Origin of the sequence: Nostoc sp. (assembly GCF_036917535.1) — a bacterium.
Taxonomy (GTDB): Bacteria; Cyanobacteriota; Cyanobacteriia; order Cyanobacteriales; family Nostocaceae; genus Nostoc.
Window position 1 is genome coordinate 20,146 of the sequence record NZ_JBALDA010000078.1, and the last position, 14,977, is coordinate 35,122.

Below are 14,977 nucleotides of genomic sequence, written 5' to 3' on the forward strand. Positions count from 1 at the left end.
TGCGAATTGTTTCATTCTTCCTGTTTTCCCAAATACACCTCAATTACACGAGAGTCATTTTGCACTTCTTCAAAATTTCCTTCACACAGCACTGAACCTTCATGTAATACTGTTACTTTCTTGGCAATTTGACGCACAAATTCCATATCATGTTCAATTACTAAAATTGAATGACTCTGCGCTAGTGCTAGAAGTAATTCGCCAATGTTGTAGGTTTCTTCATCTGTTAAACCCGCAACTGGTTCATCAACAAGTAATAAATCTGGAGACTGTGCTACTAACATCCCAATTTCTAAACGTTGCTTTTCTCCGTGAGAAAGTAAAGCTGCTCTGATATCGGCTTTCGGCGTTAAAGCGATGGTTTCTAATAATCCTTTAATATTATTCTTTTCAACAGCATTAGAATGTTCAAACAAAGTAGAAAAGACATTTTTATTCTTGTTACTGGTAATTTCTAAATTTTCACGTGGCGTTAAGTTCAGGTAAATTCTGGGTGTTTGAAACTTGCGGCCAATTCCCAATCGGGCAATTTTATATTCAGGTAAAGAACGCAAATTTCTTCCTTTGAATAAAACTTGTCCCACGGTTGGCTGAACTTTTCCCGTAATCACATCTAGAAATGTTGTCTTTCCCGCACCATTAGGGCCAATTACTACTCGTAATTCACCCACATCCATACTAAAGTTAAGCTGGTTTAAAGCCTTAAAACCGTCAAAACTAACAGTTACGTTTTCAGTTTCCAATATTTTCGCGTTCATGTTGCACTTCCGGATCTTCTTCCAAGGTGGGATATGTAGCAATTTCTTGACGACGGTGGAAAAGAGAAATATTGTGGCTACGCAACCATCCCACGATGCCGTCAGGAAGGACTGTGACGACTATCAAAAATAATGCGCCTTGGAAAAATAGCCAGATTTCGGCAAATTGCTCGCTTAAAAAAGTGCGGGCATAATTTACTAACAAAGTTCCGACAATCGCCCCAATTAAAGTAGCGCGTCCGCCTACAGCCACCCAAATCACCATTTCAATTGAAAAGGCAATATCCATTGCTCTGGGTGAGACAGAACCACTCTGAATGGTGTAGAATGCTCCTGCTATACCTGCGATCGCACCGGAAACTGCAAACACCACCACCTTAAAACCTGTAGGGTCGTAGCCAGAAAATCTTACCCGACTTTCATCATCACGAATTGCTATCAACAACCTCCCAAAGCGTCCACTTGTCAACCAGCGACAAATTGCGTAGGTGATTGCGAGAAACACTACCGTCAGCGTGTAGAAAACTAATTGGGTTTTGGTATCGCTGACCGTTGCTCCAAATAAGGTTGTAAAATCTATCAGTCCATTCGTACCATTGAATAGTTTTTGCTGACCATTAAAGAAGTTAAAAAATACAATAGTTCCGGCTTGAGTCAAGATAGAAAAATAAACACCCTTGAGACGATTTCGGAAAACCAAATATCCCAACAATCCCGCCAATAACCCTGGAATTAGTACCACCAAAGCTATTGTCAAAGGAAAAGAATAAAAAGGTTGCCAAAAGGCGGGAAGTTCTGTAACCCCATAAAGCCCCATGAAATCAGGTAACTCACCAGTAGGAACTTGCAGTTTCAGGTACATTGCGATCGCATATCCACCCAAGCCAAAGAAAATACCATGTCCCAAACTCAATAAACCAGTATAACCCCAAATCAAATCGATACCCAAAGCTGCGATCGCCAGTGATAAAAATCGCCCCAACAAATTTAGGCGAAACTCCGACAGCAGCAGTGGCATAATAATTATCAGCAAGAGTGCGATCGTAACCACCACCCCCACCTCAATTAATAACCTTCCTCCCCTCTTCCTCATTCTTTCTTTGCGTCCTTCGCGTCTTGGCGGTTCGTTTAAACATCAACAGTACGTCCCTTCTGCGGAAAAATCCCCCCAGGCTTCCACTGTAAAAATACAATAATCAGTGCAAATACCATCACCTTAGCCATACTCGTCGTCGCAAAAAAAGTAAACAAATCTGCCAAAGGTTTAACAGGAGTCAACAACAGAGCCAGAGTCCCAGAACCAATTAAAAAATTAGCCGTACCAATACCCAAAGCAGCCACAATTGTACCGACTAAATTTCCTACACCCCCAACGACAACAACCATAAAAGTATCAATAATATAGTTTTGTCCCGTATTTGGCCCTACAGAACCAAGCAAACTAATCGCACATCCAGCCACACCAGCTAAACCAGAACCCAGTGCAAAAGTAATCGCGTCCACCTTTTGAGTTGGGATACCCAAACAAGCACTCATACTCCGGTTTTGCGTCACAGCCCGAATCCTTAAACCCCAGCTAGAACGTTGTAAAAATAAATAAATTCCCGCCACACAGATTATTGTTAAAGCAATAATAAATAATCTGGCAAAGGGTAATTGCACACCACCTAAAGATACCCCTGCTTGTAACCAAGTAGGTGCTGTTACATCTACATTTTGAGCGCCAAACCAAGGTTGAGTTACTGCTAACTGATAAGTTTGACTCAACAAATTGCCCGTTGTGATTGTCACTCCTAGCGATAATAAAAATATCACCGCCACAATCCAGTTACGAACTCTTCCCAAATCGGTGCGAGAATTTAAAATCCATAAACCTCCAAAAAACAGCAGAGAAAATAAGACTATACCAATTATTAATATCCAATTCACACTGCGGACAAACTGCTGAAAAATTAAACTTACTCCCCAAGTTGCCAATAGAGTTTCTAATGGGCGTCCATAAAGATAACGAATTACGCCTTTTTCTAAAATTAATCCCACAGCAGCCGTGAATAGAAATGCAATAATCAAAGCCAAAAATATATAGACTTCAAACCACACCCCACCTAATTGCTTACATACATTTTGGACAACATAAGTTGTATAAGCGCCGAACATCATCAATTCACCGTGCGCCATATTGATGACGCCCATCAATCCAAATATAATCGCCAGCCCCAACGCCGCGATTAATAATACAGCGCCAATACTAATACCATTAAATACAGCTTCTAAAAATCCTGCTAACACTTATTTCTCCACAACAACTATCAGCTTTTTTAGTCATCAGTCCTTTGTTATTTATTGTTTGTAACTATTAACCGATGACTAATGACTAATGAATTAAACCTTCTTGTACTTACCACCCTTAGCAGGGTCACTCCAATCACAAGCAAATCCTTTAGTTTCTTTCACAAATTGATTCCAAGGAACTGGCTCAACTGCTGTCGGAGTAGCATAGACAATATCAAACAAACCATCTAGCCTTACTTGACCAATTCGCACAATTTTAGATATGTGATGATTAGTATCCATTGTCACTTTACCTTCAGGTGCATCTAGAGTTTGACCATAAGCCGCAGCACTTACCTTAGCGATGTCTGTAGTACCAGCTTTTTGTACTGCTTGTTTCCACAAATAAACTGCAATGTAGGCTGCTTCCATTGGGTCATTTGTCACTCGATTTTCACCGTATTCTTTCTTAAAAGCTGCGACAAACTTTTTATTAGCAGGTGTGTCTACTGTTTGGAAGTAATTCCAAGCAGCGTAGTGACCTTTGAGATACTCTATACCAATTGCTTTAACTTCTTCTTCGGCAATACTGACAGACATGGAAGGATATCTTTCTGCTGTCAATCCAGCACCTTTCAATTGTTTGAAGAAAGCAACGTTACTATCACCATTCAGAGTATTGTAAATTACACCTCCATTAGGCAAAGCTTGCTTAATTTTAGTGATAATTGGTGTAACTTCTGTGTTACCTAGAGGTAAATAATCCTCACCAACTGTTTTTCCATTTAAAGCTTCTAGTTGAGCTTTAATTATGGTATTAGCTGTCCGGGGAAAAACGTAATCAGAGCCAACTAAGAAGAATTCTTTGCCCTTATTTTTTAACAGCCAATCAACAGATGGTTCAATTTGTTGATTTGGCGCAGCGCCAGTGTAAAAAATGTTTTTAGAACACTCTTGACCTTCGTATTGCACAGGATACCAGAGCATGTGATTTTTGCTCTCGAATACTGGCTTAACATTCTTGCGGCTAGCAGAAGTCCAACAACCAAACACTACAGCAACTTTATCTTGATCGATTAGCTTAGTTGCTTTTTCTCTAAACGTATCCCAGTTAGAAGCACCATCTTCAGTAATTGCTTCAATTTGTTTACCTAAGACACCACCAGCTGCGTTAATTTCTTTGATTGCTAATTTTTCAGCATCAACAACGCTTTTTTCACTAATAGACATCGTACCACTCAGAGAGTGCAAAATACCTACTTTTATGGTGTCATTAGCAGTAGCCGCCACTGGTGAAGCATTAGGAGACGCAACTGGACTCTGTGTAGCAGTTGGAGAATTGTTCGCGCAGGCTTTCAAAAAAAAGCTACTTCCAAAAGTTAAAGAACCGTAAATTATAAACTTGCGTCGGTTAAATTGTCTTCTCATTTTTTTATGAATTTTCTTCTTGAGGAATTAGCCAACTTATAGAAAGGTGACAATATCAATCTTTAAAATGTGATATTAGTGCGATAGTTTACTAGTAAAAAGTGACGCCTTATACAAAAAAGTTCGTTTTTGTAATAAAAAACAAACTTTTGAACATTAAGCTTTGTTAACTTTATAAAGATTCTCATATCTATGCAATACGTCATGGAAGAACAAAACCTTTCTCTTCCACGAACATTTTTGATTCTAGATAGTTAAAAATAGCTATCTTTGTGCAAAATTATTTATGAAAACCGCTGTAAATATTAATCCACTATAGATTTAGTATTTTTTTATACCAGAAAATTTTTAATTGTCATGGGAAAATATAGCAAATCAGTTGCGTAGGCGTAACCCGTCGTAGACATCGCATCTTTAATAGTTTAGTTAATTTCACTTAGACTGTATTTTATTCCAGGTATTAAATAGATTAATAAGTTAGTTACAACAATTGCTGCAATGATTTAAGCCTTTCTTATACATGAAAGAACATTTGTTGCAAAGTATTAAGCCTTTGCAGCAACGACTTATACATTTGCTAGAAAAACTTAAGTCTTTCTTATAAATGAAGTAATCTTAGCTGCAAAGGTTTAAATTTTCATAGTCTCAAGCGTAAGAGCGAATCAAAAATAAGAACACCAAAGAGTCTATTATTTATCTGGTGGTACTCAAGCAACATCACTAAATGCATGGTCACTACCAAAGAGTTGCCTCTCGAACTGCATAAGTTGGGTTGAGGAACGAAACCCAACATTTAATCCCTGTTCATGTTGGGTTTCACTGCTGTTCAACCCAACCTACAAATATTCCTAACCCAACCGTATTGCCTTATGTGAAAAGCGTAACGCACCATTTCCGTCTGATTCTTGATACCCTGCGGAAGCCATAACACACTTAGAACACTAGGGTGGGGAAATCTCCAAATCTTTGCAAATTTTGATAGCTAGAATATCAATAATCTCAGTGTGCCTTGGAACTGCCGAGATTCTGTTGTTTAATGGATTGTAATAAATCGTATGCCTTCCACCCTCCCGAAGAAACAAACAGCTGTTCTCTTCTAAATGGCGAATCAATTCACGTCTTTTCACTATAATTTGACAGTGATCTCTTCACGGAGGACATCTTTGCCGGAGAGTTGTTGCTCTGCGAGTTCTCGATTTGATATTAAAATTAACTCTATTGCTTCTCGTAGACTTTCTCTAGCTTCTTCCAGGGTTCTCTCTTGGACATTAGCACCAGGTAACTCTTGAACGTAGCCAATATACCAGTCATCTAACTTTTCATATACAGCAGTAAAAGAGTTTTCCATACCCAACCCCAAATACCTCACTTTGAGTCTATAACTATACTAGCTTTTGCATTGCAGCCACAACAATTTCTGCCAGGTTATCTGATAAAGCTAGAAGTGGCTTTTGGAGTCCCCATTCCTTAACTTTAGTTGCTGAAAGAGCGCCATGAGCAGTTGCATTCCGCAATGCTTTCGCGAGTCTTACAGCTTCAACCCAGTTAGAAACAGGTTGAGATTCCACTATCCAATATTCGATGATTTCTTGATCTCCATTTCCAAGACTGAGAAAATCTGCAAGTGCGCTCCTTCCTCGGATTGATGGATTTATATTAAGCCATCTTTCAAGATGGACTCTTGTTGAATCAGGTGGATTCAATGGATTATAATTGTTTGGTAAATCACATTGCTCCGTGAAAGATTTAATATTTTTTGTATCTAGACCTCCATGACCTCTTTTCAATAACAATGTTTTGGTAATTGTTTCAAATCCACCCCAGGCCATCACAAGTCGCCACTGAATACCACGTGCTTTATGTGTATCATTGGGTTTGTCAACAAAGCTATGACCAACAGTCGGCTCCTGCCATTCTAAACCAGATTTAATCAGATAAAATCCTTTTGATAAGCCTTGGATAACATTATAGATATGGTCTGAGTTGTCTGAATGAGTCTGGTTGAAGTGTGAGAGCCTCTGGTGTATATGCTTGCACTTGGCTGGATCATTTATGCAAGATTCATAGGAACCAATAAATTGCCATAGTTCGCGCGAGACATCTTCAAGACGTGTAGATATGTTCAGAGAATTTTGGATAACCATAATTATGAATAATATTTTGTGTCACACAAAAATATAGACAGAAACAGCCTATTTTCAGGGAAGTATTCTGCATATAAATTGGTTTAATTATTCTATTTAGATAATTTAAATATTAATCCAGTATAAATACTGAATTAAACTACGACCCCTTCCAACTCCTCATCTGTCAACTCATATAATTGCCGCAACTTATCTAACTTCTCATCATCAGCTTCCCAGAAACCCCGCCCATGCGCCTCCAACATTCTCCCTAAAATATTGCGAAAAGCTTCAGGATTTGCTTTGCGTAATTTATCCGCCATCTCTGCGTCTAATGCATAAGTATCTGCGGCTTGGTCATAAACCCAATCATCGCTAAAATCGGCAGTACCACCCCAACCAATCAACGCCGTCATCCGTTGAGAAATTTCAAACGCACCACCAGAACCTTGATTCGCCATTGCTTGCGCCCATTTGGGATTTACCAACTTAGTGCGATACTCTATTCGCAGCAAATCATCTAATTTGCGCGGTGTAGTATCTTTCGAGAAACTTTCCACAAAGCTGGTTGTAACCTTCTTACCGCGTTGTTTTTCTGCCGCCTTTTTCAAACCGCCCGTATTGGCGTAATATTCTTGAATATCGGTTAAACCATATTCTACCGAATCGATTTCTTGAACAATGCGATCGCTAGTTTTTAACAACGTATTCAACACTTCCGGTCTAGCTTGACCTTTATCTTCTCTTCCATAGCTAAATACATTGCGACTTTGCCAAGTATTGCCTAACTCCTCGCCAGATTCCCAGTTACCATCTACAACTTGGTCGTTCACCAAAGAACCAAAATCACCTGCTGGATTAGAAAACAATCTCGCCGATGCATTTTCCACACCTTGGGTTTTTAAAGCTAAAGCGTGTTTCCTAATAAAATTCCGATCTTCCGGTTCATCGGCATCAGCTGCTCGTTGAAATAAATCATCCAACAATTCGATAATATTTACAAAACTATCCCGGAAAATCCCAGACAAATTACCTAATACATCAATGCGGGGATGTCCAACCTCCGCCAACGGCTTTAATTCATAACGAACAACTCTACCAGTTCCTTCCTTAACAGGTTCAGCCCCCACCAATTCCAACAGAATTCCTAAAGATTCACCCTTAGTTTTAATCGCATCCAATCCCCATAACATCACCGCCACAGTTTCAGGATATTTACCATATTCATCTAAATGCTGGGCGATAATTTTTTGAGCAATTTCTCGTCCCCGTTCATAAGCAGCAGGTGAAGGCATCCGATAAGGATCTAAAGCATGAATATTTCTCCCAGTCGGTAAAACACCAGCCCCATCCCGCAACAAATCCCCTCCAGGCGCAGGCGGAATATATTCCCCATTCAACCCTCTTAACAAATTCGTTAACTCATCCGTAGATTGCATTAACAAATCCCTTATTAGTCTTTCCTCTTCTTCTCTTTCTTCGTTTATTCTTTCCTCTTCCCCAAAATATGCTTCCAAATAAGAAGCCAACTCCTCTTCATTAGGCGCTTCCCCCAAAATATGCAACCCAGAAGAAAACAACCGATTTTCTAAAACCTGCAAATATTCATACAACTCCACCAAATAAGCATCAAAAGCATGACCACTAAACATCCGCAGATTTTCAGGAGTAAACGCAATGCCCAACTTTTTCGCATCCTCAAACGGACAATCGGCATCTAAACCAGAATCCACGATTTTTTTACAAATCCCTTCCTTCAAGACATAATTCTTTTGTGGATCTTCACGATACTCCGAAATCAAATCTCGCAACGCTACCAATTCCTTATACAAACCTGCGCGACCATAAGGTGGTACATTATGAGAAATCAATACACCATAACCGCGACGTTTTGCCAACATTGATTCAGACGGATTATTCGCCGCATATATATATAGATTAGGCAAATTTCCTAACAGAATATCCGACCAAGAATAACCCGTATTACCCAACGGAGAACCAGGCAACCATTCTACCGTTCCATGCATTCCAAAGTGAACTACAGCATCAGCTTGAAACTCATTTTGTAACCATTTATAATAAGCAGCATATTGCGGATGTGGTGTTAAATCCCGTTCAAACATTAAGCGCATCGGGTCGCCTTGTATTCCCAAAGGTGGTTGTACGCCTATCCACACATTTCCTAATTGCACACCACCAATTTGAAATTCATCGCCATAGGTCTTAATTCCAGTTCCTGTGAGAGATTTCCATTGTTTTTCAATGCGGGAGGTTTGCAGATATCCCAGCCATTTTTCTAAGGTACGGGTGCTAACGGAGGCGGGGATATTTTTTGTATCATCAAAAGTTTCATCCGCTTCTTTCACCCAGCGAATCAATTCTTCCCCATCTTCTGGTAAATCTCCTACGGTATAACCTTGTTCTTTGAGTGCATGGAGAAACTTCAGCAAACTACGCGGCACATTTAATAATGCAGCTGTCCCCGTAGCACCATAACCTGGAGGAAACCCATATAATATAACGGCAATTTTGCGTTCTGATGCAGGTTTTTGCCGCAAAGCCACCCAAGTTTTTACCCTACCAATTAATCGCTCTACCCGTTCGGGAACCAGATAAATATTTTCACCCACCAAACCGCCAAGGGGAACGGTATCAATAGCGCCATCCAATTCTGGTAATGCATATAACACGACACTTTGCAATCCGCCGACACCTTGGCGCGTCCACGAGGAAATATCTTGAATTAATAATGGTGCGGCAACAATATAAGGTACATTCTTGGCAGTGAGGATGCGCTTTGCTACTTCTATTTGACGGCCTGCTTCCATTGAACCAGCCGGGCCACCCACTAGAGGAAAGCCAATTGTGGAAACGATCGCATCTACTTTTACTGCTTCACTAGATAGTGAGGGAGTTTCTATATTACCTAGTTGTCGTTGCTGAATTTCATAGTCGGTTGTCATTAAATCTCGTACCGCCACGTGTCCTTCTACGCCGTTAATGAAAATGGGCAAAGGAGTTAACCCAGCTTTTTCAAAACTGCGAATAAGTTGCGGAATGTAAGGTTGTTTGGTGATGACGTGTTTTCGGTAGAGGAGAATTCCAATAACTGGGGAGACGCGATTAGGGGAGACGTGATGAATCGCGTCTCTACAATAGGTTTTATACCATTCCAAATATTCGCGGGGCGATTCAAAAAACCCTTGATAGTCGGGATGGAGTAATCCGATGTTGGGGGTTTCGACTATCGGGGGAATGTCGCCGACTTTTAAACCTAAGTATTTTTCTGCCAGTGTCCAGAATAATGAAGCGACGTTTTCTGAACCGCCAGCATTCCAGTAACCATAGATAATTAACCAGTTGCGTAAGTCCTGGACTTTTTGCACTGGCACGTATTTCAGTAGTTTGGGGCCAATTTTTAAGAAGCTGATGTAACCAGCAAGTTTGTCTTCCTCGCGTCCGTTGCTAAATTTGTCGAGGATGAATTTAACTGGTTTGGGCATTCCTTTAGGTTTGTCACCAATGGCAAAGTCACCCACCTTGGTTAAACTTATCAATTCCAAGGCTGACTCAAAGACTAGACGGATGGGAATTTGGGAAATGCGATCGCGCAACCACACAACCTGGTCATAATCAAATAGTAGGCTACCGAAAAACACATCAGCGCCATCAAGTGCTGTTTCCACCTCAGTGCGTTTGTTGGTAAGATCGCGATCGCTAAACACCCGAATATCCAACTCAGGACAGCGAGAGTTAGCCAAAAAGGCTGCTTTTCTGTACAAGTCAGCGTTGAATGATTCAAACCCAGCAATCAAGACGATGCGTTTCATGCCTGTAAGCTACGAAATATTTCTTTACTTAAATTTTAAACGTGCTTTTAGGCTGATTGTTAAATATCTACCCACAGATTTCGGTCAGTAATTCCTTAAATGGATTAGAACTTCACTATCACCACTGCCTTTTGGATATTTTGATTTCAAAAAAGTTGTGATATGTTGAGTCAAATGCACTGCATCATTGAACTCTTTTGATTCCTGTAGCGCTGCTGATATACAAATGGAGGAAATGGAGGATTTTTCACCCTTCAACCCAATCGGGACCAACAAAAATCCTGCCACTGGGCATAACAGTATTGTGGTAGAAAGCTCCATGAGCGTGACCAAACAAACCAATAGTTCCTCTGAAGTTGGCATTTTCCAAGTTAGCTCCAACTATGGAAGCTTCAGCAACATTGGCACCCTCCAGATTGACACCACTCAGGTTAGCTCCATCCAAGAAGGCATAGCTCAAGTTAGCTCCACTCAAATTAGCTCCACTCAGGTTAGCACTCAACAACTTAGCCCCAGTCAAGTTAGCTCCAACCAAGTTGATTCCAGCCAAGTTCGGACGCTTCAGACAAATATTGACAAATTCTTTTTCTTTAGCAGCAACACGCTTGAAAAATTCCTCAATACTTATATTGGGGATAAAGAATCTATCGATAAACTCAAAATCTCTAGCATTGAACCGACGCTCAAGTTCTTGCTTTTCTTCCATTCTTTTTCTATCTTCGTCCATCGCTCAACCCTCGAATCAACCAACACATATAAAGATAACCCACTCAACCTTTGGTCTACTTTCTTTGATCCCAGTAACCCCTTTGATATAACCAGGATTTACGCAACTGGCACAGTGCGTAAGTCCTACCACTTTTACAAAGCGTTATTATCTAAAGAATGGAGGCAATTACTAAATTTCAATTTATTGCAAAAATTTACTGGTTGTTCTCGATATTGATAATTTATAATGGTTGTGTTTTTGGTTACAATATAACTTTGAATTAGTGGATTTTACCAAATAAAAGTTCCTGTTCAAGTTTGCACAAAAACTTATTTTGTCTAATAGCGTAGTAATGCTGAAGATAATGCAGTCATTGCTAACAAGTATTGAAACAAAGCTATTAACCAAACTTTGTCTATATAATTATAAGAGTTTTGAACTAGTGTAAAAACAAGTAAATTGAGGATTAAATAATGAAATTCGGAATTGATAGCGGGCACAATTGTCCACCAGATACAGGAGCTAGAGGTATTAAATTCGAGGATAATTTAACTCTAGACGTAGGAAATAGAGTTATAGCCAAATTAAGAGCTTTAGGAAATGAAGTCGTAGTATGTAAACCAAGTAGTGCTAGTACAGTACGTGAATCACTTTCAAAAAGATGTTCTACAGCTAATGCGAGTAAAGTAGATATTTACGTCTCGATTCATTTTAACTCCTTTAACGGGCAAGCTAATGGCACAGAAGTATTTGCAACTAGCGATACAGGTAGAAAAATCGCTAAACCTGTATTAGATGAAATCGTCAAGTTAGGATTTTTTAATCGCGGTGTTAAGAGTGGTTCCCACTTGTTTGTTCTAAAATATACGGATATGCCTGCGATTCTTGTAGAAGGTTGCTTTGTCGATTCGCAAAAAGATATGAATCTTTTTAATCCAGAAGCAATGGCTAATGCAATTGTCAAAGGCTTAACTGGTAAAGTGACAAGTGTTCCTGTTAACCCCGTACCAGATGAAGGAGATAATGTAGATACTACGATTCTCAGACTGCAAAAAGCCTTAAATCGACTAAAAATAACCGATAAAAATGGTAAGGCATTAGTGGAAGATGGCTTCACAGGGGCTAGTACCAAATCTGCTGTAGAAAAATTTCAGACTATTGTTGGGGTTCAGTCGACTGGAATTGTTAACGAAGCTACATGGAATGCCATAAATCAAATTTTGGCAAAACGAATACTTAGACCAAACCATGCTGGTAATGAAGTTGTCAAATACTTGCAATACCGTTTAGGTGTTGATAATGATGGTGTTTACGGTCCACAAACAGAGGCTGTAGTTAAGAACTTTCAAAAGCAAAATGGTTTAGATGCTGATGGAATTATCGGACCTGCTAGCTGGCAGAAATTAATTGGTTAGGCTGATGGGGACTAGAGACTAGAGACTGGAGTAGTAGTGCTGAGTAAAGAAGTTGGGAATTTGACTTCTTTACTCAGAATGAAAAGGAATGCTGTTTGGTTAGCGACTTACCACAAAGTTATACCAATTCAAAATTCAAAATTCAAAATTAAGAAAGTAAGACATAACAAAGGTATGTCCGTATGTATCTGTCGCATTCTTTTTTCAAATTGGTATTATGTAGCAATTTTACTCAGCAGATTTAGCTTATACACATTAATACAAAAAATCTGTACTGAAGAACACAATACTATGTTAATCTAACTCTTAGCATAACTAACATTAAGTTTTACGAACAGAATGAGAGTAGACTGTTAGTACTTATCTTTATTTATTGGCGATCGCTCATTTAATTAGTCAACCCTGCGTTCTACTTGCATTTAGCTATATCTTCGTTAAAACTGCTATTTGGGATGTACTTGCCAAGGGGATTTATCCAAAAATGGTCGGTAAACTCTGGATCTCTGGCAGTGGTGTGGCCTGCTGTTCCTTCACTAAAGCCAAAACGAGCAAACAATCGAAATGCAGCAGTAAGGCGTTGTTTGCGGTAGAGTCGTTCTTCTTCAACTCGTTTAAAGACAGGTGGTTGTGGTCTAGTGAAATTTGGCATGATTTTCTCTTTCTTGTTTCACAGGTAGATTAAGCTATGGTTGCTGTTTGTCGTTCTTGTCGTTGCACTTGTTGACGTACCAAAGGAATCGCATCTCGACCATAAGCGATCGCATCTTCCACTGGATCAAAGCTCGAACTTCTCTGTGTTGCCTTTTGCCTCTTGCCTATCTACGCAAATAATTTCTCCCAATCAAACTGGATTCCTATATAACAAAGTTCTTGACTTATTTTTGTCTAAGAGGTAGTTTATCAATGTTGGAACAAAATACGGCAAATTTATCGATATACAGTACTTTGTAAGAAGAAGTCAGGAGTTAGGAATCAGAATTCAGTATGAATTAAAGTCCGAGTGGCGGTGAGGGCTAAGAACAGGTTTAAATCCTGCACTTTATTGTTATGTATTCTCCTTTAACTAAATTATTTTCAGGACTTACGCAAGAACTCTCTGAAACCCTCTTTACTTCGTGTCCTTTGCGCGGCAGTTGCTTCAAGTGGGGGAACCCGCCCAACACACTGCCTTGTCTTTGCGGTTCGTTTTTTCATAATTTTGCGTAAGTCCTAATTTTGATTAAAGGTCAATATGTCTCAATTTTTAATCAAGGTATTAATATTTATAAGCTTTACATAGTAAGTATTTGAGCCCAAGTTAGTTTTAATTTTGATGTGTTTTATTCGCAGTAAATACGACCTGATGCAAGCGGTATAAAAGCTTATAGTAATTTTGCATGTTGTTGATGAAAAGCGTAGGCGTAGCCTCAGTGAGGGGGTAATTTTTAGCATGTCCAAGCTAGGGAAAAGTTTTTTAAGATTATTGTTTGCTACAGGAGTGGCGATCGCACTTTTATTTATCATTCCTCCCGCTACTGCTACCCTAAATCCCTGTCCACAAGGAATGGTACTGATTCCAGCAGGGACATTCACAATGGGGTCAGATAATTCTGGTTTTGTGGAAGAACAATCGGCTTTTGATGTTACAGTTAGTTCCTTTTGTATTGATAAATATGAAGTGACAAATGCACAGTTTGCGGCATTTGTCAAAGCAACAGGGTATGTAACAGTTGCAGAGCGGTCTTTACCCAAAGAACAGTTTCCCGACTTACCAGATGAGCAGAGATTACCAGGTTCTTTGGTGTTTGAGATAGTACAACCAGGAGCAAAGCAGCTAAGTTGGTGGCATTGGAAGACCGGGGCGAATTGGCAGCATTCTTTTGGACTAGAAAGTGCGATTGCCACAAAAGACAACTTCCCAGTTGTTCATATTGCCTATGAAGATGCCGCAGCCTACGCTCAATGGGCAGGAAAATCCTTACCTAGCGAAGCCCAATGGGAATACGCCGCCCGTGGCGGGTTAGACGGTGCAACTTATACATGGGGCGATCGCTACTCTGAAAAAAAAGCCAACACCTGGCAAGGGATCTTTCCCTTTTTCAACACTCGAAGCGATGGTTACGTAGGTATCGCCCCCGTTGGTTCCTTTCCACCCAACGGTTACGGTCTTTACGACATGGCAGGTAATGTCTGGGAATTGACCTCAGATTTGTTTGGGGTAGGACATGACCAGAAAAACCATAGTGTCGATCCCATAGGGGCAAAACTAAGCTTTGACCCCAACAAACCCACAGAAAATGTCTTACACATCATCAAAGGAGGCTCTTACCTTTGCGCGCCTAACTATTGCAGCCGTTTCCGTCCTGCTGCACGAGAATCTCAAGCCCCCGACACCGGAACTACCCATATCGGATTTCGCTTAGTTAAGAGCTTGAATCAAGTTCAACCAATTACCAATTAGTTT

12 protein-coding genes are annotated in these 14,977 nt (G+C 39.9%); 2 read left to right on the forward strand and 10 right to left on the reverse strand.

What is annotated here, in order from left to right; translation table 11 throughout:
* Positions 1-11: 11 nt before the first annotated feature.
* From urtD to V7K56_RS24640, 9 genes are all read right to left on the reverse strand, one after another.
* On the reverse strand, positions 12-758 hold the full coding sequence (gene urtD, locus V7K56_RS24605; RefSeq protein WP_334914500.1) for an urea ABC transporter ATP-binding protein UrtD: 747 nt from the start codon (positions 756-758) through the stop codon (positions 12-14).
* Complete coding sequence (gene urtC / locus V7K56_RS24610) at positions 733-1,851, reverse strand: urea ABC transporter permease subunit UrtC (protein ID WP_334914502.1); 1,119 nt, start codon at positions 1,849-1,851, stop codon at positions 733-735. The genes urtD and urtC overlap by 26 nt, the downstream gene beginning before the upstream one ends.
* 35 nt (positions 1,852-1,886) lie before the next feature.
* Positions 1,887-3,047, reverse strand: a complete 1,161-nt coding sequence (locus V7K56_RS24615) for an ABC transporter permease subunit (protein ID WP_334914504.1) — start codon at positions 3,045-3,047, stop codon at positions 1,887-1,889.
* Positions 3,048-3,140: 93 nt separating this feature from the next.
* Positions 3,141-4,457, reverse strand: coding sequence for an urea ABC transporter substrate-binding protein (urtA, locus tag V7K56_RS24620; protein ID WP_334914506.1), 1,317 nt, complete (start codon positions 4,455-4,457; stop codon positions 3,141-3,143).
* A 941-nt stretch (positions 4,458-5,398) separates the two neighbouring features.
* Positions 5,399-5,584 carry a type II toxin-antitoxin system HicA family toxin gene (locus V7K56_RS37235; RefSeq protein WP_442940173.1) on the reverse strand — a complete coding sequence of 62 codons (186 nt, stop codon included), beginning with the start codon at positions 5,582-5,584 and terminating at the stop codon, positions 5,399-5,401.
* Positions 5,584-5,805, reverse strand: a complete 222-nt coding sequence (locus V7K56_RS24625; protein WP_334914508.1) for a type II toxin-antitoxin system HicB family antitoxin — start codon at positions 5,803-5,805, stop codon at positions 5,584-5,586. Before V7K56_RS24625 ends, V7K56_RS37235 begins: the two co-directional genes overlap by 1 nt.
* Before the next feature lie 34 nt (positions 5,806-5,839).
* Positions 5,840-6,601, reverse strand: a complete 762-nt coding sequence (locus V7K56_RS24630; RefSeq protein WP_334914510.1) for a hypothetical protein — start codon at positions 6,599-6,601, stop codon at positions 5,840-5,842.
* A 134-nt stretch (positions 6,602-6,735) separates the two neighbouring features.
* Positions 6,736-10,410 (reverse strand): magnesium chelatase subunit H, encoded by a 3,675-nt coding sequence (bchH, locus tag V7K56_RS24635; protein WP_334914512.1) that lies wholly within the window; start codon positions 10,408-10,410, stop codon positions 6,736-6,738.
* 247 nt (positions 10,411-10,657) lie between these two features.
* Complete coding sequence (locus tag V7K56_RS24640) at positions 10,658-11,137, reverse strand: pentapeptide repeat-containing protein (protein WP_334914514.1); 480 nt, start codon at positions 11,135-11,137, stop codon at positions 10,658-10,660.
* 455 nt (positions 11,138-11,592) lie between these two features.
* Between V7K56_RS24640 and V7K56_RS24645 the strand changes: the two genes are divergently transcribed.
* Positions 11,593-12,534 carry an N-acetylmuramoyl-L-alanine amidase gene (locus tag V7K56_RS24645; RefSeq protein ID WP_334914516.1) on the forward strand — a complete coding sequence of 314 codons (942 nt, stop codon included), beginning with the start codon at positions 11,593-11,595 and terminating at the stop codon, positions 12,532-12,534.
* Between the two features lie 409 nt (positions 12,535-12,943).
* Here V7K56_RS24645 and V7K56_RS24650 read toward each other — a convergent pair whose 3' ends face one another.
* Positions 12,944-13,183: a class II aldolase/adducin family protein gene (locus tag V7K56_RS24650; RefSeq protein WP_334914518.1), complete on the reverse strand. Its 240-nt coding sequence runs from the start codon at positions 13,181-13,183 to the stop codon at positions 12,944-12,946.
* Between the two features lie 780 nt (positions 13,184-13,963).
* Here V7K56_RS24650 and V7K56_RS24655 point away from each other — a divergent pair.
* Positions 13,964-14,974 (forward strand): formylglycine-generating enzyme family protein, encoded by a 1,011-nt coding sequence (locus V7K56_RS24655; RefSeq protein WP_334914520.1) that lies wholly within the window; start codon positions 13,964-13,966, stop codon positions 14,972-14,974.
* Positions 14,975-14,977: the final 3 nt, after the last annotated feature.